The organism is Sorangium sp. So ce394, from assembly GCF_051474665.1.
Classification (GTDB): Bacteria; Myxococcota_A; Polyangia; order Polyangiales; family Polyangiaceae; genus Sorangium; species Sorangium cellulosum_D.
The window spans coordinates 8,728,308-8,751,274 of the sequence record NZ_CP150339.1; the positions used below are offsets into that span (position 1 = coordinate 8,728,308).

At 72.1% G+C, this 22,967-nt stretch carries 23 protein-coding genes; 13 read left to right on the forward strand and 10 right to left on the reverse strand.

Features of this window, described 5'->3' with window-relative positions:
• The first annotated feature begins 31 nt into the window (after positions 1-31).
• The 3 genes from WMF33_RS32015 to WMF33_RS32025 all read left to right on the forward strand — a co-directional run bounded on the left by WMF33_RS32015 (position 32) and on the right by WMF33_RS32025 (position 4,169).
• Positions 32-1,240 (forward strand): FIST signal transduction protein, encoded by a 1,209-nt coding sequence (locus WMF33_RS32015; protein ID WP_437332182.1) that lies wholly within the window; start codon positions 32-34, stop codon positions 1,238-1,240.
• A 722-nt stretch (positions 1,241-1,962) separates the two neighbouring features.
• The gene (locus tag WMF33_RS32020) at positions 1,963-3,405 is read left to right on the forward strand and encodes a cellulose binding domain-containing protein (protein WP_437332183.1); all 1,443 of its coding nucleotides are present in this window, start codon (positions 1,963-1,965) and stop codon (positions 3,403-3,405) included.
• Positions 3,406-3,629: 224 nt separating this feature from the next.
• Entirely contained in the window at positions 3,630-4,169 is a 540-nt protein-coding gene (locus tag WMF33_RS32025; protein WP_437332184.1) for a hypothetical protein, read from the forward strand.
• A gap of 41 nt (positions 4,170-4,210) precedes the next feature.
• Here WMF33_RS32025 and WMF33_RS32030 read toward each other — a convergent pair whose 3' ends face one another.
• The 5 genes from WMF33_RS32030 to WMF33_RS32050 form a co-directional block, all read right to left on the reverse strand.
• Positions 4,211-5,812, reverse strand: a complete 1,602-nt coding sequence (locus WMF33_RS32030) for a PAS domain-containing protein (RefSeq protein ID WP_437332185.1) — start codon at positions 5,810-5,812, stop codon at positions 4,211-4,213.
• A 333-nt stretch (positions 5,813-6,145) separates the two neighbouring features.
• On the reverse strand, positions 6,146-6,568 hold the full coding sequence (locus WMF33_RS32035) for a DUF1810 domain-containing protein (protein ID WP_437332186.1): 423 nt from the start codon (positions 6,566-6,568) through the stop codon (positions 6,146-6,148).
• A gap of 262 nt (positions 6,569-6,830) precedes the next feature.
• A complete protein-coding gene (locus WMF33_RS32040; RefSeq protein ID WP_061623883.1) occupies positions 6,831-7,793 on the reverse strand; it encodes an L-lactate dehydrogenase in 963 nt (320 codons plus the stop codon).
• A gap of 41 nt (positions 7,794-7,834) precedes the next feature.
• A complete protein-coding gene (locus WMF33_RS32045) occupies positions 7,835-9,001 on the reverse strand; it encodes a mechanosensitive ion channel family protein (protein ID WP_437332187.1) in 1,167 nt (388 codons plus the stop codon).
• A gap of 48 nt (positions 9,002-9,049) precedes the next feature.
• Complete coding sequence (locus WMF33_RS32050; protein ID WP_437332188.1) at positions 9,050-9,667, reverse strand: hypothetical protein; 618 nt, start codon at positions 9,665-9,667, stop codon at positions 9,050-9,052.
• A 208-nt stretch (positions 9,668-9,875) separates the two neighbouring features.
• Here WMF33_RS32050 and WMF33_RS32055 point away from each other — a divergent pair, with 208 nt between their 5' ends.
• Positions 9,876-10,322 carry a CoA-binding protein gene (locus WMF33_RS32055; RefSeq protein WP_020738347.1) on the forward strand — a complete coding sequence of 149 codons (447 nt, stop codon included), beginning with the start codon at positions 9,876-9,878 and terminating at the stop codon, positions 10,320-10,322.
• Between the two features lie 267 nt (positions 10,323-10,589).
• On the opposite strand, the gene WMF33_RS32060 is transcribed toward WMF33_RS32055, so the two are convergent.
• Positions 10,590-11,012 (reverse strand): cupin domain-containing protein, encoded by a 423-nt coding sequence (locus WMF33_RS32060; protein ID WP_437332189.1) that lies wholly within the window; start codon positions 11,010-11,012, stop codon positions 10,590-10,592.
• Positions 11,013-11,359: 347 nt separating this feature from the next.
• Between WMF33_RS32060 and WMF33_RS32065 the strand changes: the two genes are divergently transcribed.
• From WMF33_RS32065 to WMF33_RS32075, 3 genes are all read left to right on the forward strand, one after another.
• Positions 11,360-12,388 (forward strand): PA0069 family radical SAM protein, encoded by a 1,029-nt coding sequence (locus tag WMF33_RS32065; protein ID WP_020738350.1) that lies wholly within the window; start codon positions 11,360-11,362, stop codon positions 12,386-12,388.
• A 138-nt stretch (positions 12,389-12,526) separates the two neighbouring features.
• Entirely contained in the window at positions 12,527-13,306 is a 780-nt protein-coding gene (locus tag WMF33_RS32070) for a HAMP domain-containing protein (protein ID WP_437332190.1), read from the forward strand.
• Positions 13,307-13,331: 25 nt separating this feature from the next.
• A complete protein-coding gene (locus WMF33_RS32075; protein WP_061628323.1) occupies positions 13,332-13,790 on the forward strand; it encodes a tellurite resistance TerB family protein in 459 nt (152 codons plus the stop codon).
• 124 nt (positions 13,791-13,914) lie between these two features.
• Here WMF33_RS32075 and WMF33_RS32080 read toward each other — a convergent pair whose 3' ends face one another.
• Together WMF33_RS32080 and WMF33_RS32085 are read right to left on the reverse strand one after the other, a co-directional pair.
• Entirely contained in the window at positions 13,915-15,552 is a 1,638-nt protein-coding gene (locus WMF33_RS32080) for an NFACT RNA binding domain-containing protein (protein ID WP_437332191.1), read from the reverse strand.
• Between the two features lie 25 nt (positions 15,553-15,577).
• Positions 15,578-16,222, reverse strand: coding sequence for a hypothetical protein (locus tag WMF33_RS32085; RefSeq protein ID WP_437332192.1), 645 nt, complete (start codon positions 16,220-16,222; stop codon positions 15,578-15,580).
• 116 nt (positions 16,223-16,338) lie between these two features.
• On the opposite strand from WMF33_RS32085, the gene WMF33_RS32090 reads away from it, so the two are divergent.
• The 5 genes from WMF33_RS32090 to WMF33_RS32110 all read left to right on the forward strand — a co-directional run bounded on the left by WMF33_RS32090 (position 16,339) and on the right by WMF33_RS32110 (position 19,760).
• Complete coding sequence (locus WMF33_RS32090; protein ID WP_437332193.1) at positions 16,339-17,082, forward strand: formylglycine-generating enzyme family protein; 744 nt, start codon at positions 16,339-16,341, stop codon at positions 17,080-17,082.
• A 63-nt stretch (positions 17,083-17,145) separates the two neighbouring features.
• Positions 17,146-17,352, forward strand: coding sequence for a hypothetical protein (locus WMF33_RS32095; RefSeq protein WP_437332194.1), 207 nt, complete (start codon positions 17,146-17,148; stop codon positions 17,350-17,352).
• A gap of 294 nt (positions 17,353-17,646) precedes the next feature.
• Positions 17,647-18,597, forward strand: coding sequence for a hypothetical protein (locus WMF33_RS32100; protein WP_437332195.1), 951 nt, complete (start codon positions 17,647-17,649; stop codon positions 18,595-18,597).
• A 74-nt stretch (positions 18,598-18,671) separates the two neighbouring features.
• A complete protein-coding gene (locus WMF33_RS32105) occupies positions 18,672-19,577 on the forward strand; it encodes a hypothetical protein (RefSeq protein WP_437332196.1) in 906 nt (301 codons plus the stop codon).
• 42 nt (positions 19,578-19,619) lie between these two features.
• Complete coding sequence (locus WMF33_RS32110) at positions 19,620-19,760, forward strand: hypothetical protein (protein WP_437332197.1); 141 nt, start codon at positions 19,620-19,622, stop codon at positions 19,758-19,760.
• A 49-nt stretch (positions 19,761-19,809) separates the two neighbouring features.
• On the opposite strand, the gene WMF33_RS32115 is transcribed toward WMF33_RS32110, so the two are convergent.
• Entirely contained in the window at positions 19,810-20,592 is a 783-nt protein-coding gene (locus WMF33_RS32115; RefSeq protein ID WP_437332198.1) for a Uma2 family endonuclease, read from the reverse strand.
• Between the two features lie 342 nt (positions 20,593-20,934).
• Between WMF33_RS32115 and WMF33_RS32120 the strand changes: the two genes are divergently transcribed.
• Positions 20,935-21,975: a methyltransferase gene (locus WMF33_RS32120; protein ID WP_437332199.1), complete on the forward strand. Its 1,041-nt coding sequence runs from the start codon at positions 20,935-20,937 to the stop codon at positions 21,973-21,975.
• A 72-nt stretch (positions 21,976-22,047) separates the two neighbouring features.
• Here the strand turns inward: WMF33_RS32120 and WMF33_RS32125 are convergent, their stop codons facing one another.
• Positions 22,048-22,869: a peptidylprolyl isomerase gene (locus WMF33_RS32125; protein WP_437332200.1), complete on the reverse strand. Its 822-nt coding sequence runs from the start codon at positions 22,867-22,869 to the stop codon at positions 22,048-22,050.
• Between the last annotated feature and the right edge of the window lie 98 nt (positions 22,870-22,967).

A 22,967-nucleotide genomic window follows, 5' to 3' on the forward strand; every position in this document is an offset into this window, starting at 1 on the left:
TCCGGCGCTGGGCAGGCAGGAGCTTCGGCGCATGAAGATGATGACCCTCGGACCCTTTGATGGGAACGCCTGGCTGCTCGGACGGAAGATCGAGCGAACGGTCGCCGAGTGGAAGGAGCCTGCGCGGCTCGCGATCGTGGCGTTGCCGAGCGGGACGAAGCACGAGGAGTACCTCGCCGCGGTCGAGGACGCGACGGGCGTCCCGGTGATCGGGGCCACCACCGGCGGGGTGTCGTTCACGGAGCGGGGCTTCAGCAGGAGCGGGGTGTCGTGCGCGTTCCTCGGGGGCGCGGGCGTCGAGGTGGCGTGCGCTGCGGCGCGCGAGCTGCGGGCGGATCACGGCAAGAGCGTGCGGGCGGCGCTGAGCGACATGGACGAGGCGGTGTCGAGCAACGGCCCGCGCAGCGGCGCGCCGAGCTCGATCCTGGTGCTGGCGGACGCGTTCGCGTGCGACGGGGACGAGCTGGTGGCCGCGCTGCGGCAGGGTGTGCCGCCGCACATGCGGGTGTTCGGCGGGACGGCGGGCGACGGGTGGACGTTCGAGGGGGCGCGGGTGTTCCTGGGCCGGAAGGCGCTGACGGACGCGGCGGTGCTGGTGCGGCTGACGCACCGGCACCGGGTGAACCTCGACGTGGTGCACGGCTTCCGGGCGGCCGAGGGTGGGCGGGATTTCACGATCACGGACATCGAGCGGAACGTGCTGCGGACGCTGGACGGGCAGCCGGCGGCGCGGGTGTACGAGGAGGAGCTGTCGCGGCTCGGGCTGCGGTCGACGGGCGAGGGGCTGCTCCAGACGATGGCGAAGCACGCGCTCGGGGCGAAGACGCCGTTCGGGGAGGCGCTGAAGATCCGGTCGCCGATCGCGATCCGGGGGGACGGGGCGGTGGTGCTGACCGGGGGGCTCTCGCGGGGGCAGGTGGTGCGGGTGGTGAGCGCGACGGCCGACGCGCTGCTGCAGGCGGCGAAGGGGCTGTCGACGAAGGTGCTCGGGCCGCTGCCGGCGGTGTCGGGGGCGCTGGTGTTCGACTGCGCGTCGCGGTTCCGGCTGCTGGGGGAGCGGTACCGCGACGAGGTGCGGGCGTTCCTGTCGCCGAACGCGGCCCCGCATCCGATGTTCGGGGTGGCGTGCTACGGGCAGATCGCGAAGTTCGGGGGGAGCGTCGAGGGGTTCCACAACACGAGCGCGGTCATGGTGGCGTGGGGGGAGTCGGACCAGGGGACGGGGCCGGTCAGCGGGTGACGGCTTTCCGCGGGGCTCGCGGGGAGCGCGGCCTTGCCGAGCTGCCCGGCCCCCGGAGAGGGAGCTCGCCGCGCGGGGTGGGGGCCCCGCCGAGCTCGCCTGAGACGTAGCTCCGCCGGCTGCGCCGGAGGAGCTACGTCAATGGGGCTCAGACACAGGGCCCGCGCCGCGCCGCGCGGCGGACTCCCTCTCCGGGGGTCTACCGCTCTCCCCTCATGATGAATGAGAGCGGCTCTTCGTGGTCGTGAAGCGCATCGTCGCCGCTCATCGACAGACAGGGCCCATCCGGTGAGCGCAGCTCACCGTGGGCTCGAAGACGAGCGTACACCTGCGGCGTGAGCGGGACTCCAAACGCGCGACGGCGGCCACCGGAGTCCGCGTCTCACACCGTGCGAGCCATTTGCGCGAGCCGTGAAAACTTCGAGCGAAGCTGCGGACAATTCCAATTCATCCAAACACATCTTCGTTTCACAGACGACTCGACGTTTGCTATGATCCGTTCATTGCGGCCGTCGAGCCAGCTTTCTTAGGAAGCTCGCGGCTGCGCCAGGCGCCGAATGCCCGCGCGCGAGGAGCGACACGGGCATTCGGCGCCTGGCGCAGCCGCGCGCTCTTGGCATCACGAACACGGAGGAGGTCTCATGAACGTTGCCCCCTGGCGGAAGCGCTCGTTGCAGCGGCGCTCGCGGTCCCGGAGCGGGAGCGATGAGCGGCGTAGAGCGATGGATGAGCGGCTCGCCGGCTCATCGCGCCCGATGGAGGCAGGCGTCGCCGGCGCTCACCGCCTGACGCGGCTCGCGCTGCTGGCGGGGCTGCTCGGGGCGGTGGGCGCGTGCGTCGCTGGAGAGGCCGGCGACGCCGAGCTGGGCGGCGAATCGCTGATGGCGGCCGAGAGCGGCCTCTCGGCCGAGCTGAGCTACCAGCCGCTCTGGGGGGGCCGCTATTGCGCCGCTGTCAAGGTGTCGAACGGCGGCGCGAGCGCGGCCACGTCCTGGAGCGTCGTCACCGACGTGAAGAACGCGACGGTGACCAGGTCCTGGGGCGCGGTGTTCTCGAGCAGCGGCACGCTGCTGACGGCGACGCCGGCCGCGGGCAACGCGCGCATCGAGCCCGGCGCGTCGGTCACGTTCAACTTCTGCGCGACGGGCACCACGCGTCCGACGATCTCGTCCGTCACCGGAGGCGAGGCATCCGGCACGACCGGCAGCGGCGGCAGCGGTGGCTCCGGTGGCAGCGGCGGCAGCGGCGGCTCCGGCGGCAGCGGCGGCAGCGGTGGCTCCGGCGGCAGCGGTGGCTCCGGCGGCAGCGGTGGCTCCGGCGGCAGCGGTGGCTCCGGCGGCAGCGGTGGCTCCGGCGGCAGCGGTGGCTCCGGCGGCTCCGGCGGCGGCACCGCGCCGAGCGCCCTGCCGGCGGCCCGGGAGGCGTGTCCGACGATCGCCACCGGGACGATGACGTTCCTCGGCCGCGAGGTTCGCGTGTGGGCCGGCGCGAGGTCCGCCACCCCGGCGCCGGTGGTCATCTACTGGCACGCCACGGGCTCCCGCCCGCAAGAGGCGGTGACCGGCCTCGGACAGGCCGCCATCGACGAGATCACGAGCCGCGGAGGCGTCGTGTTCGCGCCCAACGCGTACGATGGCCACGGCGGCGAGGACGGCACGCGGACCACGGGCAACAACGTGTGGTACGTGGGCGACCTCAACACCGCCGACGAGGCGCTCGCGTGCGCCATCCAGCAGCGCAACATCGACACGCGCCGCGTCCACGCGCTCGGCTTCAGCGCCGGCGGCCTGCAGACCGCGTACATGGCCTATGCGCGCTCCAGCTACGTCGCGAGCGTCGTGACGTACTCGGGCGGTACGACGGGCCTCGGCGCGCCGCCCCTCCAGGATCCCAGCAACCCGCCGGCCGTCATGGCGGTCCACGGCGCGCAGGGCTCCGATGTGGTCGTCATCGACTTCGCGCGGGCGAGCGCGGCGTTCGAGAACGACATCAAGGCGAAGGGGGGATTCGCCATCGACTGCGACAGCGGCGGCGGGCACCGCATCCCGTCGGGCATCGCCGCCTCGAGCTGGCAGTTCTTGAAGGACCACCCGTACAAGGTGCGCCCCGAGCCCTACGCGGCGGGCGTCCCGTCGAGCTTCCCGGCCTACTGCAAGATCCCGTGAGCGCCCCGCTCCACGACGGAACGTCCAGTTCGAGCGCACCGTGGGCCGCCATACCGGGCGGCCCCAGCGGTGATTGCGACCGGCCGAGCTCGTCATTGCTTGCCCAGGGCCCTGGCCCTGCGTGGGCCAGCGGCAGCTCTCTGGCCTGCGCACGAGGCGCGCGGTACCCTCGCTGCTGAGGGCGCTGGCACGGCTGGATGACCGACGAACCCAAGGTCAAGGGAGTGGCGTTTCGTTCCGTGTACGTGAGCCTCGGCAAGCTGCGCGGAGAGCCCCTCCAGAAGCTCAGCCTGGACGAGATGAGCGAGCCGCTGCGCGCCGGCATGCGCTACGGCAGCATCGTCTCCACCGGCTGGTACCCGATCGACTGGTACAAAGATCTCTTCCAGGCCATCCGGCGCGCCAGCGGCGAAGGCAAAGACCTCGTCCACCAGATCGGCCGCCAGTGCACCCGCGACGACATGAGCGGCATCTACAGGGTCATCGCTGCCCTCATCTCCCCGTCCACCCTCTTCTCCCTGGGCCAGCGCGTCTTCGCCAACTACTATTCCGTCGGCCGCGTCCAGGTCCTCGAATCCCGCCGCGGCTTCACCCACGCTCGCTGGAGCGGCTGCTACGGATTCGACGAGAACATGTGGACCGAGGTCATCGGCTCCTGCGAGCAGGTCCTCGAGATCGGCGGCGCCAGCCACGTCCGCCAGCGCATCATCGCCGGCGGCGGAGACGACGACGATCATCTCGAGTTGACCGCGCACTGGAGCTGAGGCCCGCGGTGAGCAGCTCGAAGCAAGGGCAAAGGCGGCGCTCAGCGGCGCCGGGGCAGCGCGCGCAGGCAGACCTCGATCCCGGCGCGGAGGTTGCCATGGGTGGTGACGCCGGAGAGGTCGACCTCGAGGCCGCACATCGACTGGGCGACGGCCGGTCCGATGCCGGTGAGGATGCCGCTCGCGCCGAGCAGGCGGATCGCGCGGACGATGCGGACCAGGTGGTCGGCCGTCGCGGCGTCGACGCTCTCGATGCCGGTGACGTCGATGATGGCGAAGCGAGCGCCCGTGCGCACGACCTCGTCGAGGAGCTTGCTGGTGACGTCGGCCGCGCGCGCGTCGTCGAGCGCGCCGATCAGGGGTACGGCGAGCACGCCCTCGGCGACCTGGAGGACGGGCGTGGACAGGGCCCGGATGAGCGCCTGCTGGCGCTGGATGACCGCGAGCTGATCGGCGAAGGCCTGCCTCTGCCGCTCGAGCTCGGCGATGGTGGCGGCCATGTGCTCCTCGTGCTCCCGCTGCGCCGTGATGTCCGTGCCGATGGCGAGGATGTGCGTCGTGCCGTCCTGCTCCACGAGGGGCACCTTGATGATGGACGCCCACCGCACCTGGCCGTTCCGGCGCGTCATGGGTAGAACCCTCGATACCGGCTGCATGCGCGCGAGCACCTCCCGGTCCATCTCGCCGATGGTGGAGAGCTCGGCGTGGGAGGACGGCAGATCGCTCACGGTCTTGCCCACCGCCGCCTCCGGCGTGGTGTCGTAGAGCGCGGCGTAGCTCTTGCTGACGAGCTTCATCTTGCCGTCCCGGTCCTTGACCGTGACGACGATCGGGATCGTGTCGAGCACGAGGCGGATGAACTGCCGCTCGCGCTCGAGGGCGAGCTCTGCTTGCTTGATCTCGGTGGTGTCGATCCGCAGGCCGACGATGCCGCCATCGGCGAGGCGGGTGCTCTTGAGGGTGAGCCAGCGGTCCCCGAACCGCCGCATGTAGACGTCCCCGGAGCGGCGATGGTCCGCGAGGCGACCGGCGACCCACTCCTCTTCGCTGAGGCCGCTGTGGAGGTGAATCCCGTTCCGGCAGCCCTCGCGGACGACGTCTTCGAACGTATTGCCTACCTGAATGGCGGCGGCGCACTCGGGGTAGTGCGATTTGTACGCCGTGTTGAAGAAGCAGAGCCGCTCCTCGGCGTCGTAGATGACCAAGCCCACGTCGAGCGCCTCGACGGCCGCGTGCAGGCGCGCTGCTTGATCGCGCGCCGCCTGCTCGGCCCGGCGTCGCTCGGTCACGTCGCGCAGCGCGAGGAGCACGCCGGCGCACGCGCCCGCGGGGTCGACGAGCGGGCTGAGGCTCCCCTCGGCGAGGACGGCGCGCTCGCTCGCGAGGTGAAGGGTGAAGTCGGGCGGCAGGGCGCGCGGCGCGCGATCGCGGATCACCTGATCGAGCAGCGCGCCGAGGGGCGGCTCGGGGCGCAGGGCCTCATCGACGGGCCCTCCGCGCGCCGTCGCCCCAGGCGTGGAGATGAGGCGCTCGGCGGCGGCGTTCAGCGCCAGGATCCGGCCGGTTTCGTCGAGCAAGAGCAGCGGGTCGACGCTGCAGGTGAAGGCGAGCGAGTAGAGATCGACAGGAGCGTCGCTAGGCATCGGGAGGAGCTAGCGTAGAGCAAGATCTCCTCAGGGTGTCGGCCTCGGTGACCACACGGCACCTCCACAGGCCGCCAAGCTGCCTGCCGAGCTCGGGGTGGGCTCGAGCCCTTGATCGCCGGACCATGGGGCCGCCGACGCCGCGTCACCTGGACCACCACGCGCCGTGGCATACCGGCAGACCAACGTGGCGTTGCCCGCCCATGCACCCACACACGGAGAGATCGAGCGCTGGGTCCCCCACCCTCGACCCCACAGCGGTCGTAGCCGGGGTCGCCGCGCCGTGCAGGCGCCCGCCCCCGTGCGCCCACCGACGACGGCCCGCGCTACTCGCTACTCGAGCAGCGCGAGCGTCCGCGGATCCAGCTCGCCACCGCAGTACTTCGCGAGCGCCGCGAGGAACGTCTCATTGTCGGGAGCCGCGCGCGCGAACAGGGTCATCGACGAGCAGAACTTCATGTCATCGGGGCTGTCGAAGATGTCATAAAGCGAACACCCCTCGATCTGGTTGACGAGGCGAGTGCACTCGATCAATCTCGGGCCGAGCGTCGGGTGCTGTAGATAGGCCTCTGCTTCGGCCTTCGAAGCGATGCCATACCTGTGAGCCATGGCGCTGTGGCCCAGGCCCCGCATCTGCGGGAAAATGAACCACATCCAGTGGCCGGTCTTCTGTCCTCGGCGCAGCTCGGCCAGGACGCGGTCATAGACCGGAGCCTGCGCGTCCACGAATCGTTGCAAATCGTACGGATCCGGCATGGGCGCTCCTCCGCTGCCAGCTTAGCACTTCATCATCGGCGGAGCGATGGAGGCAGCGACGATCGCCCGCGCACGGTCTCGTGCTCACCGGATCCTATTATTGATGAGAGATGAGCCACAGAGGCACAGAGGGCACAGAGGGAAGAGAAGAAAGACAATCAGCTTCTTCTTCTCTCCTCTGTGCCCTCTGTGCCCTCTGTGGTTCAAACTCTTCCCATCGCCGAGCCAGAAACGCGCTCAGGCGATGCGGCACGAGGTCGCGTCAGAAGCCGAGCGAGCGGATCGCCTTGCGGATCGTGTCCGCGCTGGCGCGGACGCCGGCCTCCTCCTCGGGGCTCATCGGGATGGGCAGCTGCGACTCGATGCCGGAGCGGTTCACGACGCAGGGCACGCTCAGGCACACATCGTCGATCCCGCGGTAGCCGCTGAGCAGGCTGCTGACGGGCAGCACGCGGTTCTCGTCGCGGAGCAGGGCTTCCAGGATCTTGGCGGTCGCCAGGCCGATCGCGTAGTTGGTCGCGCCCTTGCCGGAGATGACCTGGGCGGCGGCGTTCTTCACGTTCGAGAAGATCTCCGCGCGGTCGCCCGCGGCGAGCTTGCCGTGGCCGGGCACGGACCACGCGTCGAGCGGGATGTTCGCGACGCTCGCGCTGCTCCACAGGGGCACCTCGCTGTCGCCGTGCTCGCCGGCGATGTACGCGTGGACGTTCTGCACGGCCACGTTCAGCCGCCGGGCGATCAGGAAGCGAAAGCGGCTGCTGTCGAGCACCGTGCCGCTGCCGAGGACGCGGGCGGGCGGCAGGCCGGTCAGCTTGAGCGTGACATAGGTGATCACGTCGACCGGGTTGGTGACGAGCAGGTAGAGCGCGTCGGGCGCGACGGCCTGGAGCCGCGGCAGGAGCTCGCGGCAGATAGCGACGTTCGCGGTGGCGAGGTCCATCCGGCTCTGCCCGGGCTTCTGCTTCGCGCCGGCGGTGATGACGACCACGTGCGCCCCACGGCAGACCTCGACGTCATCGCTGCCCTCGAGCGTCGCCGCCGGGACGAACTGGAGGCCGTGGTTCAGGTCGAGCACCTCGGCGTCGACCTTGGCCCGGTTCACGTCGAACAGGGCGACCTCCTTCGCCACGCCGCGGAGCAGGCACGCGTAAGCGATCGTCGCGCCGACGCTGCCAGCGCCCACGACCGCGACCTTGTTGGGGGAGACGGGCTGGTTGTCAGGCATACCGCTCGGCTACCGCAGCGGCGCGACCGGACCAAGCCAAATCAGGCTCCCGCCTCGGCCTTGCCGCTCGCGGCGGCGGGCGCCGGGGCGGCCGGGACCGCGACGATCGCCGGCAGGACCACCGGAGCTGCGGTCGGATCGACGGCCGCGCGCGGGTCGAGGATGCGCGGATCGACGGCGAGGCCCGGCTGCGCTGCGGCGGGGCTGAGGGCGACGCCTTCGTCGCGGCAGGCGCGGAAGAACGCCCTCATCAGCTCGGACTCCAGGAGATCGTGGCGCTCGAAGTCGGCGATCCAGAACTTGATGACATAGCGCTGGAAGAGGGGAGTGACGGCCGCGAGCCAGAGCCTGGGCGGCGGCTCGCGGAGGATGTCCGGCACCTGCGCATAGGCGCGCTGCGCCGCGCGCTCCACGGCCTCGGGGGCGGCGTCGAGGGCGACGAGCATCTCGATGTTGCGCGCGCACGTCCGGTCCGGCGCGCAGAAGTTCTGCACGCGCGCCTTGGCGATGATCGAGTTCGGCAGGATCACGATGTCTCCGGAGAACGTCCGGAGGCGGGTCGAGCGCCATCCGACGTAGACGACCTGCCCCTCGATCCCGTCGACGAGGATCCAGTCGCCGACGCCGAACGAGCGCTCGGAGTGCAGGGCGAGCCCGGCGAAGAGGTTGCCGAGGGTGTCCTGGAGCGCGAGGCCGAGGACGACCGTGATGACGGTCGAGGTCGCGAGCAGCGGCACGAGGTCGACGCCGGTGACCGCGCCGACGATCGAGAGGCCGGCGACGAGGTAGAGGATCGTGAGCAGGAGGTGCCGTACGAGGGCCGGGAGCTGCACCTTCCGGCGCTCGGCGAGCCAGTAGTCGATGACCATGGTCTCGGCGATCTCGATGGCCAGGTACGACGCGAGCGCGAGCTCCAGGAGGAGCACGCCTTTGTGGAGCGTGGGCAGCTCGGCGCCGCGCAGGGCGATGAACGTGTGCAGCGCGAGCAGCGCGACGAGCAGGCGCGCCGGCAGCCGCATGCGCCGGAGGAGGAGGTCGTCGAGCGACGTCCGGGTCGCGCGGGCGGCGCGCGAGAGCAGGGCGAAGAGCAGGCGGTAGGCGAAGAACCCGAGCGCGAGGACGGCGATGGCCGCGCCGAGCGCGACGGGCAGCGAGGTGGGGTGGCGGAGGAGGTCGGCCCAGAGCGCGGGGAGCCGGTCGAGGTTCACGCGGGGGAGTCTGCCACAGGAGGGCCGCCGCCACGCCGGCGACCGTGGCTAGCCGGCGTGGCCCGCGCGGCTCATCCACGAGATCAGCGCGGCCAGCGCGAGCGCGACGAGGAAAAAGCCATAGGTGGCCGAGTTCGCCCTCTTCGCCCAGCGGAGCGCGTCGGCCGCCGGCACGCGGCGTCCAGCGCTCCGCGCCTCGATCCACACCGAGGCGAAGAAGAAGGGCACACAGAGGAAGGCCCCGGCGGCGAGCACGAGCCAGCCCTCCTCCACGGGGCCCAGCCAGGGAGCAGAGATCGGCAGCATGAGCAGGGTGGCGGCCGTTCCGAGATCAGCGCGAGCCATCGCCAGGATGGACCCTATGCTCATCTCGAGGACCGTCAGGAGAGCCCATGTGATCGGGATCCCCGCGAGCGTGGACCACGCGTTCGCCGCCAGAGAGAGCTTGATCGCCTCTCGCGTCGGCAAGCGCAGGACCCGGCGAGCCACCGCGGCCTCGACGAGCACGACGGGTACGAAGGTTATCCACGAGGCGGGCCACGCGAAGACGAGCATCGGGATGCCGGCGTTCGCGAGGGCGGCCTTCGGCCAGAGCGAGACCGCGACGCCGGACAGGAGCCCGATGGCTACGGCGAGCCGGCCGGTTGCAGCGTGGGCTCTGAGCATGGGGCGCCCGTGGTTCGTCATGCGCAAAGGATCCGCAGGGAGCCGCCGGTCGAGGTTCACGCGGCGGAGTCTGCCATGAGCAGCGGACGGGGAGCTCGTGCTGAGCTCGATACCGTCGCGCCGCTGCAGGCGCGCGCCCCCCGGCCCGGCGGCTCCGCATCGCGCCGTCCCGGGTGCGGCGCCGGCTCGGCGGACGTACACTCTCCCCATGAACGACATTCGCGACATCAGCGATGACGATGCCCGGGTGGCCGAGCTGGTCCGCGGGGCGCGGCGCGTCGCCGTGCTCGGCATCAAGACCGAGGCGCAGGCGGATCAGCCCGCCTTCTACGTCCCGAGCTACCTGCACAGCGCGGGCGTGGAGGTGATCCCGGTCCCCGTCTACTACCCCGACGTGAAGACCATCCTCGGCCAGCAGGTCTACCGCCGCGTGGCGGACGTCCCGGGCCCGATCGACATCGTCGACGTCTTCCGGCGCGGCCAGGACGTCGCCGCGCACCTCGACGACCTCCTCGCCGCCCGGCCGCGCGCCGTCTGGCTGCAGAGCGGCATCCGGAACGACCAGGTGGCCGAGCGCCTCGTCGAGGCCGGGATCCTCGTCGTGCAGGACCGCTGCCTCATGGTCGACCACCGCCGCTTCGCCGGGCGAGGCTGAGGCCGGACGCGAATGCGGCGCTGAGCGCTGGCTCCTACCTCAGGGCGCCAGGACGCCGGCAGCGCGGGCTCACCACCTCGTGCGAGCCGTGTGCCCGCGGTCGGAACGGGCTTTGTCCGATCGACACAACTGCGCTTCCGGCGCCGTCGATGGAATGGTGATGAACCACAGAGAGACACAGAGGAAGAAGAGAGGAGCTGGATCCCGAGCTGATGTGGCTTACCCGTGAGGTGGCACGAGCGCCGGAGATGGCTCTCCGCGGCGCAGCTACAGCGGCCGGTGCTGCGTCCCCTTGCCGTAGGTGATCGACAGGAGGTCCCCCGGCTCGCGGACGAGGATCCGGTGCCACGCGCCTTGCGGGACCTTGCACGCCGCGCCCGCGACCAGGGCGACGACCCGCTCGCCGCCCTGCTCCTCCAGCACGACGTCGCTCGCGCCGGACAGGAGGACCAGGATCTCGTCGCCCGCCGGGTGCATCTCCCACTGCGGCGTGTCCTCGGTCAGCGGATACCGTATCACCAGCCAGCCTCCCTCGTCCGTGATCCGCCGGATGTCCGCGGCCTCCGAGTCGCCGGACATCAGCTCTTGCCAGAACGTCGGCCTCACCTCGATCGGCAGCGCATCGCCCCCGTCCGCGAGGTGCAGGTACGTGCTGCGGAGATCGAACCCGGGCTGTCTCGGATTGGCCATCTTGTCCCTCACGTCGCTCCTGAGCGCCCGCATGCCAGCAGGTGCCCCCTCGGCTGTCAATCCGCTCTCCCCACCCCCTCCCCTCGCTACGGCCCCAGGCCGCGCCCGCCGCCCGGCCCGCGGTAGTGCTCAAATTTGCCCGGAGAGAGTTCACATGAAGGCGGGAAGGCAGGAAGATCATTGATCTTTTCTTCCCGCCTTCCCGCCTTCATGTTCAATTTAGGGCACTGCCCAGCCCGCGACGACGGCGCCCACCGGGCTCTACTGAACAAACGCTCCCACCCAGGCGAGGACGCGCTACACTGCGCGCGCAGCGCCCGCCCCCTCGCCCGGCGCTGACCCGCACCATGCCGCGCCCCGTGAACAACCCTCCGAACCCGTGGTCGTCGACGCAGGTCGAGTACCTCGAAGAGGCGCCCCCGGCGACGCTGCAGGTCTTCGAGGAGCAGGCCCGCTCCATCATCACCGCGAACGACAGCCCCGATCTGCCGTTCCAGTACAGCGTCAACCCGTACCGGGGCTGCATCCACGCCTGCGCCTACTGCTACGCCCGGCCCTCGCACCAGTACCTCGGGTGGGGCGCCGGCACCGACTTCGACCGCAAGATCGTGGTCAAGGCGAACGCGCCCGAGCTGCTCGAGAAGGAGCTCAACAAGCCGGGCTGGCAGGGCGACACGATCGTGTTCTCCGGCAACGTCGATTGCTACCAGCCGCTCGAGGCGAGCTACGAGCTCACCCGCCGCTGCCTCGAGATCTGCCTCGCGTTCCGGAACCCCGTCGGGCTCATCACCAAGGGCGCGCTCGTGCGGCGCGACGCCGCCCTGCTCGGCGAGCTCGCGCGGCGCGCCCGCGCCCGCGTCCACCTCAGCATCCCCTTCGCCGACGACGCCGTGGCCCGCAAGATGGAGCCGTACGCGAGCCGCTCGTCGCTGCGCTTCGAGGCCATGCGCGCCCTCTCGGACGCGGGCGTGCCGACCGGGATCTCCCTGTCGCCCCTGATCCCCGGGCTGAACGACAGCGACGTCCCCGAGCTCCTCGAGCGCGCCCGCGACGCCGGGGCGCAGAGCGCCTTCATGATGCCGCTGCGCCTGCCGCGCGAGGTGCTGCCGGTCTTCGACGAGCGCCTGGAGGAGGCCTTCCCGGACCGCGCCGGCAAGGTGCGCCGCGGCATCCAGGAGATGCGCGGCGGCAAGATGAACGAGGCCGCCTTCGGGGCGCGCTTCCAGGGCGCAGGCGCGCGCTGGGCGGCGATCCAGCGGCTGTTCGAGGTGCACTGCCAGCGCCTCGGGCTGAACGCGGCGCGCGAGCGCGAAGCGGCAGACGAGCGCTCGACCTTCCGGCGGCCGAGCCGGCAGGGGACGCTGTTCGACCTCTGAATGACCCTTGCGACCGGCGCCGGGAATGGGGTACCAGTGAAACCGCAGTGCGTTTTCCGGGGGGGTCGCACCGCGGCGGCCCCGCTCATGCCATGTCCTGTGCTGGCGGTCATGCCGTCCGCCCGCTGACGAGACCTCATGACCTCTCCCGCCCAGGATCGCGCCACAGCCCGCCCGGCCCCCCGCCGCAAGCTGCTCCTCAACCCGCGATTCCAGCTCAAGTACACGGGGCTCCTGGTGTCGGTGGTGCTCGCCGTCATGGCGGCGCTCGGACTCGTCATCTGGCAGACCGCGAGCGTCGCCAACGAGCAGGCGCAGTACGCGGCGTCCCAGGCCGAGCTCGCGCTCAAAGAGGCGGCCAACAGCGCCAAGATCCTGAGGATGAGCACCGCCGCCCTGGGCGGCGACGGCGCCGAGCTCGGCAATACCCTCGACGAGGAGCTCGAGAAGACGAACCGCGAGTACGAGCGCAACCTGGCGGAGGTCGGCAGGCGGCGCTCCGAGGTCGAGGCGCTGCGCCAGCGCCTCCTCAACATCCTCGTCGGCGGGGGCGCGTTCCTCCTCGTCGTCCTCGGGGTGCTCGGGATCTTCATCACCCAGCGCATCGTGGGGCCGGTCCACCAGATGAAGCGCCTGTGCCGCCAGGTCGGCACGACGCGGCTCACCATCGGAGAGGGGCTGCGCAAGGGCGATGAGCTCGGAGACCTCTTCGACACGTTCGTGCAGATGACCTACTCGCTCAAGGCGCTCCAGACAGGGCGGCTCGCGACGCTCGACGCGGCCATCGAGCGGGCCGAGGCCGAGAAGGCGTCGGCCGAGGTGCTCGCGGGGCTGCGCGCGCTCCGGGCGCAGCTCTGCCTCGGGCTCAGCGAGTCCGAGACCGTGCGGCGCCGCGCGCCGAAAGGTGGTGAGTCATGAGGCGAATCGCCGGAGCGGAGGCGACATGAAGCCTCCCGCGTTGGTCCACCAGGCGGCCGGCTTGCTCCGCGCCCGCTTCGACCTGAACGAGTACAACCCGACCCCGATCGTCGACCTCGGCGCGCTCGTGGCGAACGCCGACGGCAACGTGGACGCCGAGGAGATCGACGCGCTCCGGCAGCTGATCGAGCCGATGCTCGGCGCCGAGCTGAACGCGGAGCTCGTCCGCTACCTCATCGAGGCGAGCCTGAAGGTGATCGCGGCGGCGGGCGTCGAGCCGCGGGTGCGGCTGCTCGCGGAGATCCTCATGGACTGCGACGCGGTGGAGGAGGGCGTCATCGTCGCGCTGGCGGTGGCCCACGCGAGCGAGGGGATCTCGGACGCGGAGCGCGCGGTGATCGCGTCGCTCGCCCGCGCGGCGGAGCTGCCGGCGCGCCGGCTGGATCAGCTGAACGAGCAGGTCCGGGCGGCGTTCACGGCCTGAGGGCGGCCCCGCCGCAGGCGGAGCGACGGCGTCGCAGCCTGGGCCCGAGCGCGCCGCAGCCCGGCCGTGGGGGGCTTCGCGGCCTGCGCGCGAGGCGCCTCGCCACCGGCGCGAGCGCCCTTCGTCAGCCCTCTTCCTTGGTCGCGAGCAGCCGCGACAGGCGCGCCCCCTCGATGCGCACGGCGATGACCTTCTCCCGATCGAAGACCACCGCGCCCGGAGCCGCGCCGCGCGGCTTGCGCACGTAGCGGCGCTGGACGTAGCTCACCTCGCAGACCGCCTCGCCGCGCGCGTCGCTGAAGTGCGCCGCCAGGGTCGCGGCGTCCACGAGCACGTCGGCGGGGCAGCTCGCCCCCTTCGGGAGCGGCACGACGACGTGCGAGCCCGCGACGCCCTTCGCGTGGAGCCAGAGGTCGTGCGGCCGCGCATGCTTCGTCGTCAGGGCGTCGTTGTCCTCGGCGCCCCGGCCGACGAGGATCGCCACGCCGGACGCGCTCCGGTAGGCATGGAACGGCCGACGCGGGGCGGTCCGTCCGGCCCGCGGGGCGCGCGCGCCTCCGGCCGCCCCCGGCTCGCCGGCGACGGCGGCGCCCGCCCCGGCGATCTCGGCGCGCGCCACGCCGAGGGAGCGCGCGCGCTGCGCGAGCGGCTCGAGCGCCTCCGGCCGCGCCTCCGCCGCCGCGACGTCGGCCTCGAGGGCGGCGATCGCCTCGAGGGCGCGCTCGGTCTCGGCGAGGCGCGCGCGCATCACCGCCTCGCCGCGCTGGTAGCGCCGCGCCTTGGCGAAGAACGCCTCGGCCTGCGCCTTGGCGGGGCGCGCCGGGTCGAGCGCGACCTCGATCTTGCCGCCCGTCTCCCAGTCGTCGAGGAGCGCCTTCGCGGCCCCGCGCGGCACCCGCGCGCCCTGCGCAAGCAGGAGCTGCCCCGTCTTCTGGAGGCGCGCGACGCTCCCCAGCCGCCCGAGATCGCCGCGCACCGCCTCGGCCCTGCGCTCGAGCGCCGCGCGCCGCGCCTTGACGGCGCGCGCGAGGGCCGCCTTCTCCTGGCCGGCGGCGGCGTCGTCGCTCGCCTCGACCAGCGCCGCGCCGGCGGCCAGCGGATCCTCCGGGTAGGCGATCTCGGCCGGCGGGGCGCTCCCCTGAGGCGGCCAGCGGAGGATCAGGTTGCCGGCGCCGTCGAGCAGCCGCACCTCGCCGCGGCGCCCCGGGGCGAGCTCCAGCCGCGCCGCCGCGGCGGGCGCCGGGCCCAACCCGGGTGCGGGCGACCCCGGGCTCAACCCAGGTGCGGGCGCCGCCAGGCTCAACCCGGGTGCGGGCGACCCCGGGCCCAACCCGGGTGCGGGCGCCGCCAGGCTCAACCCGGGTGCGGGCGCCGCCGCCGCCGCCGCCGACCCCGCCTCACCAGGCAGTTCATCGTCTTGGTCATTTTTCACCGTCGACAGATCGCCGGCGATCACGGCGACGCCGTCCCCCCGCACCTCGATCGCCAGCACGCGGCGGCCGACCAGGTGGGCCCGCATGGCGGCCAGGAGCGGATGCGCCCCGCCGGCGCGGAGCCGCGGCAGCCGCGGCAAGATCCCCACCCCCGCGACGCGCGGCCCGATGCCGGCGCCGAGCACGCGCCGCGCTCCGGCGTACACGGCCAGCGCGACGAGCCCCGTCGCGGGGTTCGCGTGCGCGGCGTCGATCCGCGCCCCCACCCAGCTCGCCATCTCCTCGGCGAGCGCCCCGCCTCGCGCTGCGCTCCGTCGATCCTCCTCCATGGCGAACGCCGCTCGCTCGTGCCTCTCAGCGGAACTGCTCGAAGCTCGGCTCGCAACAGTCGACGGCGAGCGCGCACCCCGAGCCGGCCTGCGTGCAGGTGGCCACCTCCGAGCCGTTGACGAGGCAGGAGCAGGAGATGTCGGAGCGCCCGCTCGGCCTGCACTCGACGGCGAAATCCCAGCCCGGGCACGAGCCCTTGCAGCTGCACGCCCTGTCCCCGCCGCCGAAGCACTCCAGCCCTCCACAGCCGGAGTCGGCGTCGAACGCGCACGTCTCGTACTGAGCCAGCAAAGGCTGGCACCTGGACGGGGTGACGGAGCAATCGAACGCCTCGATCGCGCAATCGAAGAACGGCGCGAGCCGATCGTTGCACGGGGGCGCGGTGGACAGCTGATCGTCACAGACGTCGCCGCAGCTGCCCGGCGCCGCGCCGCACACCGGCAGGAACATCTCGCAGTAAGCGAGACACTTCGACCGCACGTCGCCGCCGCCCCCCCCGGTGGAGGTCACCCCCACGTTGCTCGTCCCGCTCGCGCTGCTGCTGGTCACGCCGGCGCCTCCCGACCCTTCGCCGGGCATCCCGTCGACCACGACGTTGCCACCGCAGGCGCTCCCCCAGGCCAGGATCGCGAGCGCGGCGAACCGCATCCTAAGCAGCGTCATTCCCATGGCGCGAGACTAGCCCGGCGCGGGCGCGGGCGCGAGCGCCGCGCGAGGTCCGGTGAGGCGAGCCGCCGCGCGGCCTCTCGTGCGCCGCGCGCGGCTTTGCGATAGAGAGCCGCCGCGTGCTCCTCGACCTCCTGCTCGCCCCGCTGCTCGCCCAGGCCGACGCGCTGCCCCGGCCCGGGGCTCCGGCGTCCTGCCCGCCCGACATGGTGCTCGTGGAGGGCACGCACCACGAGAACGTGCAGCGGATCTGCACGAGCTACCGCGGCGGCCACTGCTTCAGCTTCTTCCCCGGGCTGTTCGCCGCCGAGCCGCGCTTCACGCCGGTGCGCACGTGCATGGATCGCCACGAGTGGCCGAACCGAGCGGGCGCGCTGCCGGTCGTGATGCTCCGCTTCGTCGAGGCCGAGCGGGAGTGCGCCGCCGCCGGCAAGCGCCTCTGCACCGAGTTCGAGTGGGAGCTCGCGTGCGAGGGGCCGTCGGCGCTCCCCTTCCCTTACGGTTACGCGCAGGACCCGGCCGCCTGCAACGTGAGCAAGCCATACCGGGGCATCAGCGAGCGGCGGCTCGCGTCGGACGACCCGGCGGTGCGGGCCGCCGAGACGCAGCGGCTCTGGCAGGGCGAGCCGTCGGGCTCGTATCCGGCGTGCGTGAGCCCGTACGGCGTCGTCGATCTGGTCGGCAACGTGGAAGAGTGGGTATCGACGTCGCGTCCCGAGTGGCCGCACCGCTCGTCGCTGAAGGGCGGCTACTGGTCCAAGCCGTGGGCGGGGTGCCGCGGGACCAACGACTCGCATGGACCGATGTTCCGGTTTTACGAGATCGGGTTTCGTTGCTGCAAGGATCCGGGGGCGGGGACGTAGCGCCGGGGGCGAAAGGGGTTCCCTTCGCGGGGGGCGAGTGCAAAGCTGCTGGAGGGACACGCCATGGTGCTCGATCGGTTCGAGGTCTGCGTCGATCCCGCGCGCTACGTCCGCTGGCCTGGCGGTGGGGGCTTCCCGCCGGTCGAGCTGCGGATCAACGGGCGCGGGCTCATCGATCGGGTCCGCGAGGTGGAGTTACCCTATGCCGAGCGCGAGCACGACGACCGTGTCGCCGCGGGCGAAACGGCAGAGAAGCCCCTGGAGGTATGACTGGCCGCCGTTCGTGTTCGATCGTGGCCAGTACGAGGCACAGCTCGTCAGGGCCTGAGAGGGCCTCCCAACCCAGGTCGGGCCGCCGCCGACGTTGGGTCCCTCAACCCCGGTCGGGTTCCTCAACCCCGGTCGGGTCCCTCAACCCCGGTCGGGTCGCTCCATCGTCGGTGCTCCGGCGCGGGTCGCTCCGCCATGGCGCCGCCACCCGCCCGATGCGCACGCCAGGCCCCGGAATCCCTTGATTTCGGCCTCTCGAACGCCTGGCACGCGATCTGCCATGGGCGCCACGCCATGGGAGACGCCGACATCACCTTGCGCCACCTCGCCCGAAGGCGCCCCGAGGACCTGGTGCGCGCCCTCGTCCCTGAGAGCCGCCCCATCGAGGTCCTCGGCTGGGTCGACAGCCAGGTCACGAACATCGAGCGCCGCCTCGACAAGGCGCTGCGTCTACGGGTTGGCGGCGAGCCGCGGGTGCTCCACGTCGAGTTCTGCTTCTCGCTCCGCGAAGACGTGCCGGATCGCATCTTCGAATACCTCGGCTTCCTCTTCGCCGCGCTCCGCCTCGAATCCTCTGGCGCGCCGGTGCCGCCCATCGAGAGCGTCGCCGTGGTCCTCTCGGGGCGCAGGCGGCGCTTGCCGAAAGCCGGGAAGCGCCGCATCGCCTGGCCCGGGCGGCCGTTCAGCGGCGCGCGCTTCCGTATCGACGCCGTCTACCAGCGCACAGTCTCCGAGCTGCGAGCGCGCGGCAGCGTGCTCTGGCTGGTATTTGCGCCGCTTGCACGTAATGCGACCGCGGCGGCGCTGCGGGAGGTGGTCGCGGAGATCCACGCGGGGGCGAAGGGCGCGGAGGAGCGGGCTGAGCTGTACACGGCGCTCCTGGTGATGGCGACCATCGATCCCTGGGGGCATAATCTGCTGAAGGAGCTCATCATCATGGTAGAGGACAAGGAAGAGGGGCTGCTCCGGCGCACGCCGATCATCGGCGAGATGATCATCGAGGCCGAGCAACGGGGAGAGCAACGGGGAGAGCAACGAGGAGAGGAGCGCGGGCAGAAGGCGATCGCAGAGCTCCTCGGCCGCCTCTTCGCGCGGCGCATCGGGCGACGTCTGACGGCCGAAGAAGAGCGATCGATCGTCGAGCGCGCTCGCGTGAACGGTCCAGACGAGGTCGAAGCCGCCTTGCTCGAGCTCGAGGGCGAGGCGCTGGTTCGATGGCTCGCGGAGCCGATGCGCAACGCCTGAGCTCCCGGGGCGCCTTCGTGCCCACCGCCGGCGGCGCGATGGCGCGCCCTCCGGTTCGTGGACATGCTGCCGCGATGGAGCCGCCGTCCGATCCCGTGGCCCCGTTTCTCCCCACGGTCGCGCGCGCCCGCACCGAAGGCCTCGCGCTTCCGCCCGGCGCGCCCGCCGAGGAGCGCCGCGTGGCCGCGCTGGTCGTCCTCGCGTCGATCGTGCGTCGCGAGGGCTGGACGGAGGTCGTCGACCTCAGCCCGGCGGCCGCGGCGCAGCTCGAGCCGGGCGACCCGCCCCGTCCGCTGTCCTTCGAGCCGCGCGCCTACCGGCGCCTGGTCGAGGATCTCGGCCTCGCGCCCTGCACCGGGTGCGCCGGCGCCTCGGGGGGCGCGCGCTGCCCCCGCTGCAGCGGCCGGGCCCGGCCGTACGCCTGCTCGTGCCGCGCGGGATACGTCCGCTGCCCGTCCTGCATGGGCGCCGGCCGCGTCCGGCGGGTGCGCATCCGCCATCTGCAGGACCGCCCGCTCGAGATGCGCGAGCTCTACGCGCCGCCCGAGATGACCTTCGTGCCGTCGCTGTTCTCGTTCGAGGGCGCCCTGGAGCGCCGTCTGGGCGCCGACACCCCTCCCGAGCCCCTGCGCTGCCACGACCTCCGCCCCCGCGCGAGGAGCAGCGCTTACCGCGGCGGCAGCGATCGGACGGTCGAGCCGGATTTCCACGGCCACCGCTTCGCCGGCACGATCGAGCGCGCCGTGTCCGGCCTCACCGCGCTCGCCGCCGGGGGCCGCCTCGTGGCCCAGGCGGTGCGCGCTTATGCATGGCCGCTGCTGTGGTTGCGTTATGGTCCGGACGAGCCCGCGCGCGACGTGGTCGTCTATCCCGATCTCACCGGCGCGCTCCGGATCTTCGCCGGCGTCGCGGGCGCGGCGACCGCAAACCACGTGCAGGAGAGGACACGAGGCGCTCGCGTCCCGGGGGTGACGCGATAGCTCGCTCGTGCATCGATCGAGCGCCCCGCCCGCGCCGCGCGGGTGCGCACCTCGGGCGGCGCCCCCGAGACGCTCGCCGACAGCACGTACATCAACGGCCTCGCGCAGGACTGCCGCGCCATCTACTGGACGACATGGCATACCGAGGAATTGCCGGCCTCGGTGTTCAAGCTGGCCAAGTGAACCGCCGGGGGCCGGCGCACCGAGCCGGCCCTCGCGGGGCGCGCGGTCGTCAGCGCGGCGTCTGCTTGCCCGTGGCCTGCGCGAGCTCGGCCCGCAGCGCGTCCAGCTCGGCCTGGAGCTTCCTGTTCGCCTCCCGCGCCTCGGCTTCGGCCTCCCTCGCCTTGGCCGCGGCCTCACGCTCCTTCGCCGCGGCCTCGTCCGGCGTCGGCAGCAGCTCACGGCCCTCCCTGTCGCGCGCCAGCCGGAGCATCGGGCCGACCGACGGGTCCTCCACCACGGTCCACCAGAGGCCCAGCGTCTCGCACGCGCAGAGATCCGGGTCGTCCGGCGACCGCTCCACGAGATCGCCGTCGAGCGCATCCCAGACGCGGATCGGCCGCGCGCCGTCGTCGGGATCGAAGCGCACGACCTCGCGGATGCCCGCGGCGCGGTAGCGCTCGAGCTTCTCCTCCCACGCGGGCTCGCCCTCGTCCGACTCGCTCACGATCTCGACGCCGAGGTCGGGGGCCCCGTGCAGCCACGTCTTCCAGGTGCGAAAGGTCCGATGAGGCGCGCCCAGACGCACGAAGGCGTCGGGGGCGAGGCGCTTCCTCGGCGTCGTCGGATCCCAGTAAACGAACTGGTCGGAGCCGAGCGTCGCTCCGTGCGCGAGCTCGCGCTTGAGGATCAGGTACAGCGCGGTGCGGAGCTCCAGGTGGCGGTTCGTTTCGGGCACCTCTTCGGCCTCCGGGAAGATCACCGGCTCGGGCGGGCGGCGATAGACGTGGGCTCCCAGCCGCCGGTGAGGCGCAGCGGGCGGACGGGCGGTCATCTCGGGCTCGACAGCGGACATGGCCTTTCGCCGAGCGTAGCACGACCGCCGCCGTGCGGCGGCGGTCGCCCCCTCTCCCAGCCCGGCCCAGCCCACCCGCCGCGCCGAAACCAGAGCCGCTTACGTCTCGCGCAGGCGCCTCATTTCGCGCAGTCGCCTGAGCCGCACGCCGAGCAGCGTCGTCCATCGCGCCCGCCGGGACGCTGGGCTCGCCACGGCCGGCGAGGGCGCAGGAGGACCCACGAGGCAGCGAGCAACACCTGGTCAGCGCCGATCGAGCTCAGCTATGTTGGAGACGGATCGCTCGCCGGCCGCGCCGGCATCCCCCCTTCTTGAGCAGAGCAGAGGAATGCATTGACGTCCATGAATCTCGAAAAACCTACCTGTGACGACTCGTTGATGCGGCAGCTCGGGTATTCGGTCTACCAGCTGCCCATCATCAGCGTCGCCGACGAGCTCGGGGTGTTCTCGCTCCTCGAGCAGGAGGCCGCGGGCATCGCGGAGATGGCCGGGAAGCTTCACCTCAGCGTCCGCGCGACCGAGGCCCTCCTGGCCTCCCTGGCAGGCATGGGGCTCCTGGTGCGGTCTCATGGCAAGTTCCATCTCACCGAGACGTCTCGCAACTTCTTGATCCCGACCAAGCCGTTCTACTGGGGCCACTATGTGCGGCTCATCTGCCAGGTTCCCATCACGCACGGCACCTTGCTGGAGACGCTGCGGCGGGACGGGGCCGTCGCGTGGGGCGAGGGCCAGGGCAAGGTCATCTCGGAGGAGTGGGCAGAGGCGGACCTGTCGGACGAGCGGGCATTCGTCTTCACCCAGGCGATGCACAGCCACTCGTTCGCGACCGCGGTCGGGCTCGCGCAGCGGGCCGAGCTCTCGGGCGTGGGGCGCCTCCTCGACGTCGCCGGCGGCTCCGGCTGCTTCAGCATCGCCCTGGCGCAGCAGAACCCCGGGGTGCGTTTCACGGTCGCCGAGCTGCCGCCCGTGTGCAAGGCGACGCGGAGGTACGTCGCGGAGCACGGCCTCGAGCATCGCATCGACGTGCTGGAGCTCGATATGTTCCGCGACGCGTGGCCTTCGGGTCACGACGCGATCTTCTTTGCCAACATCCTCCATGACTGGGACAGCGCGCGCCAGCGGCGCTTGGTCCAGCGCAGCTTCGATGCGTTGCCGCCGGGCGGCCGCGTCCTCATCTACGAGCTCCTGCTCTCGGACGGGCAGGACGGCCCGCTCACGGCGGCGCTGTTCTCCATGAACATGGTGTACATGACCCCCGGCAAGCAGCTCACGGCCGGCGAGCTCGACGAGCTCGTCCGCGGGTGCGGGTTCACCGACGTGTCCGTCATCCCGGTCTACGCGGGATACTCGCTCATCAGCGCCAGAAAGCCGCTCGCTCGGTGACCTCCTCCACCGCGGGCGCCCAGCGCCGCGGCGCCCCGAGCGAGCGGCACGGCCGGCGCACCCGCGCCCTCTTCACGGCGCGCAGCGCGTGATCGTCACCTCGCGCAGGCGCAGCTCCACGAGCGGTTTGTCGTCCTCGTCGGTCTCCACGTGCGTCATCGCGGTGACCACCTCGACCGGCGCGCACTGGCCGAAGATCGTGTAGTCGCCGTCGAGCCAGTCCGTCGCCACCTCCGTGATGTAGAACTGGCTTCCGTTGGTGTCGGCCCCGGCGTTGGCGTAAGCGAGCGTCCCCGCTCGATGCTTCAGCGCGGAGATCTCGTCGTCGAACTCGTACCCTGGCCAGCCCTCGCCGGTGCCGAGCGGGTCGCCGCCTTGCGCCATGAACTCCGGAATCACCCGGTGGAAGGTCAGCCCATCGTAGAACCGCCGCTTCACCCAGCTGCCGGTCGCCGAGTCCCGAAAGGGCCGGCGCCCGCGGGCGAGGCCGACGAAGTTGGCGACCGCGTTCGGGGCCTGCTCCGGGAAGAGCTCGCACGTGATCTCGCCCTTGTCGGTGTCGAGGATCGCGCGCAGCGGCCCAGGCCCCTCCGGGAGCTCGGCGAGCGCCTCGGCCAGGGTGAACACCCCCGCTTCGGGATCGGCCGAGCCGGGGAGCACCTCCTCGGGCGCGTCGACGTCGGGGCCGCACGCGGCGGCTCCACCGCCCCCGGCGCTCGCGCTGCTGGTCGAGGCGCTCGAGCCCGCGTCGTCTCCCCCGTCGCCGGCGCTCGCGCTGCTGGTCGAGGCGCTCGATCCCGCGGCGCCTCCCCCGTCGCCGCCGCCGCCGTCGCCATCGTCACAGCCGGCGGCGAACGGGAAGGCCAGGAGCATCGCGGCACAAAGGACGCTCACATACCCACGAGGAGGAGAAGGGATTCGGATCTGCATCCGATCGACGCTCGCACGAGCCGTGCGAAAAAGCACGCCCGACTCGCCCGGGGATCTCGCGC

Bases quoted from the DNA above. Each gene is read 5' to 3' on its own strand.
- WMF33_RS32015 (WP_437332182.1), top strand. From the start codon at position 32: ATGAAGATGATGACCCTCGGACCCTTTGATGGGAACGCCTGGCTGCTC.
- WMF33_RS32020 (WP_437332183.1), top strand. From the start codon at position 1,963: ATGGATGAGCGGCTCGCCGGCTCATCGCGCCCGATGGAGGCAGGCGTC.
- WMF33_RS32030 (WP_437332185.1), bottom strand. From the start codon at position 5,812: ATGCCTAGCGACGCTCCTGTCGATCTCTACTCGCTCGCCTTCACCTGC.
- WMF33_RS32035 (WP_437332186.1), bottom strand. From the start codon at position 6,568: ATGCCGGATCCGTACGATTTGCAACGATTCGTGGACGCGCAGGCTCCG.
- WMF33_RS32040 (WP_061623883.1), bottom strand. From the start codon at position 7,793: ATGCCTGACAACCAGCCCGTCTCCCCCAACAAGGTCGCGGTCGTGGGC.
- WMF33_RS32050 (WP_437332188.1), bottom strand. From the start codon at position 9,667: ATGCTCAGAGCCCACGCTGCAACCGGCCGGCTCGCCGTAGCCATCGGG.
- WMF33_RS32055 (WP_020738347.1), top strand. From the start codon at position 9,876: ATGAACGACATTCGCGACATCAGCGATGACGATGCCCGGGTGGCCGAG.
- WMF33_RS32060 (WP_437332189.1), bottom strand. From the start codon at position 11,012: ATGGCCAATCCGAGACAGCCCGGGTTCGATCTCCGCAGCACGTACCTG.
- WMF33_RS32065 (WP_020738350.1), top strand. From the start codon at position 11,360: ATGCCGCGCCCCGTGAACAACCCTCCGAACCCGTGGTCGTCGACGCAG.
- WMF33_RS32070 (WP_437332190.1), top strand. From the start codon at position 12,527: ATGACCTCTCCCGCCCAGGATCGCGCCACAGCCCGCCCGGCCCCCCGC.
- WMF33_RS32075 (WP_061628323.1), top strand. From the start codon at position 13,332: ATGAAGCCTCCCGCGTTGGTCCACCAGGCGGCCGGCTTGCTCCGCGCC.
- WMF33_RS32080 (WP_437332191.1), bottom strand. From the start codon at position 15,552: ATGGAGGAGGATCGACGGAGCGCAGCGCGAGGCGGGGCGCTCGCCGAG.
- WMF33_RS32085 (WP_437332192.1), bottom strand. From the start codon at position 16,222: ATGGGAATGACGCTGCTTAGGATGCGGTTCGCCGCGCTCGCGATCCTG.
- WMF33_RS32095 (WP_437332194.1), top strand. From the start codon at position 17,146: ATGGTGCTCGATCGGTTCGAGGTCTGCGTCGATCCCGCGCGCTACGTC.
- WMF33_RS32100 (WP_437332195.1), top strand. From the start codon at position 17,647: ATGGGAGACGCCGACATCACCTTGCGCCACCTCGCCCGAAGGCGCCCC.
- WMF33_RS32105 (WP_437332196.1), top strand. From the start codon at position 18,672: ATGGAGCCGCCGTCCGATCCCGTGGCCCCGTTTCTCCCCACGGTCGCG.
- WMF33_RS32115 (WP_437332198.1), bottom strand. From the start codon at position 20,592: ATGTCCGCTGTCGAGCCCGAGATGACCGCCCGTCCGCCCGCTGCGCCT.
- WMF33_RS32120 (WP_437332199.1), top strand. From the start codon at position 20,935: ATGAATCTCGAAAAACCTACCTGTGACGACTCGTTGATGCGGCAGCTC.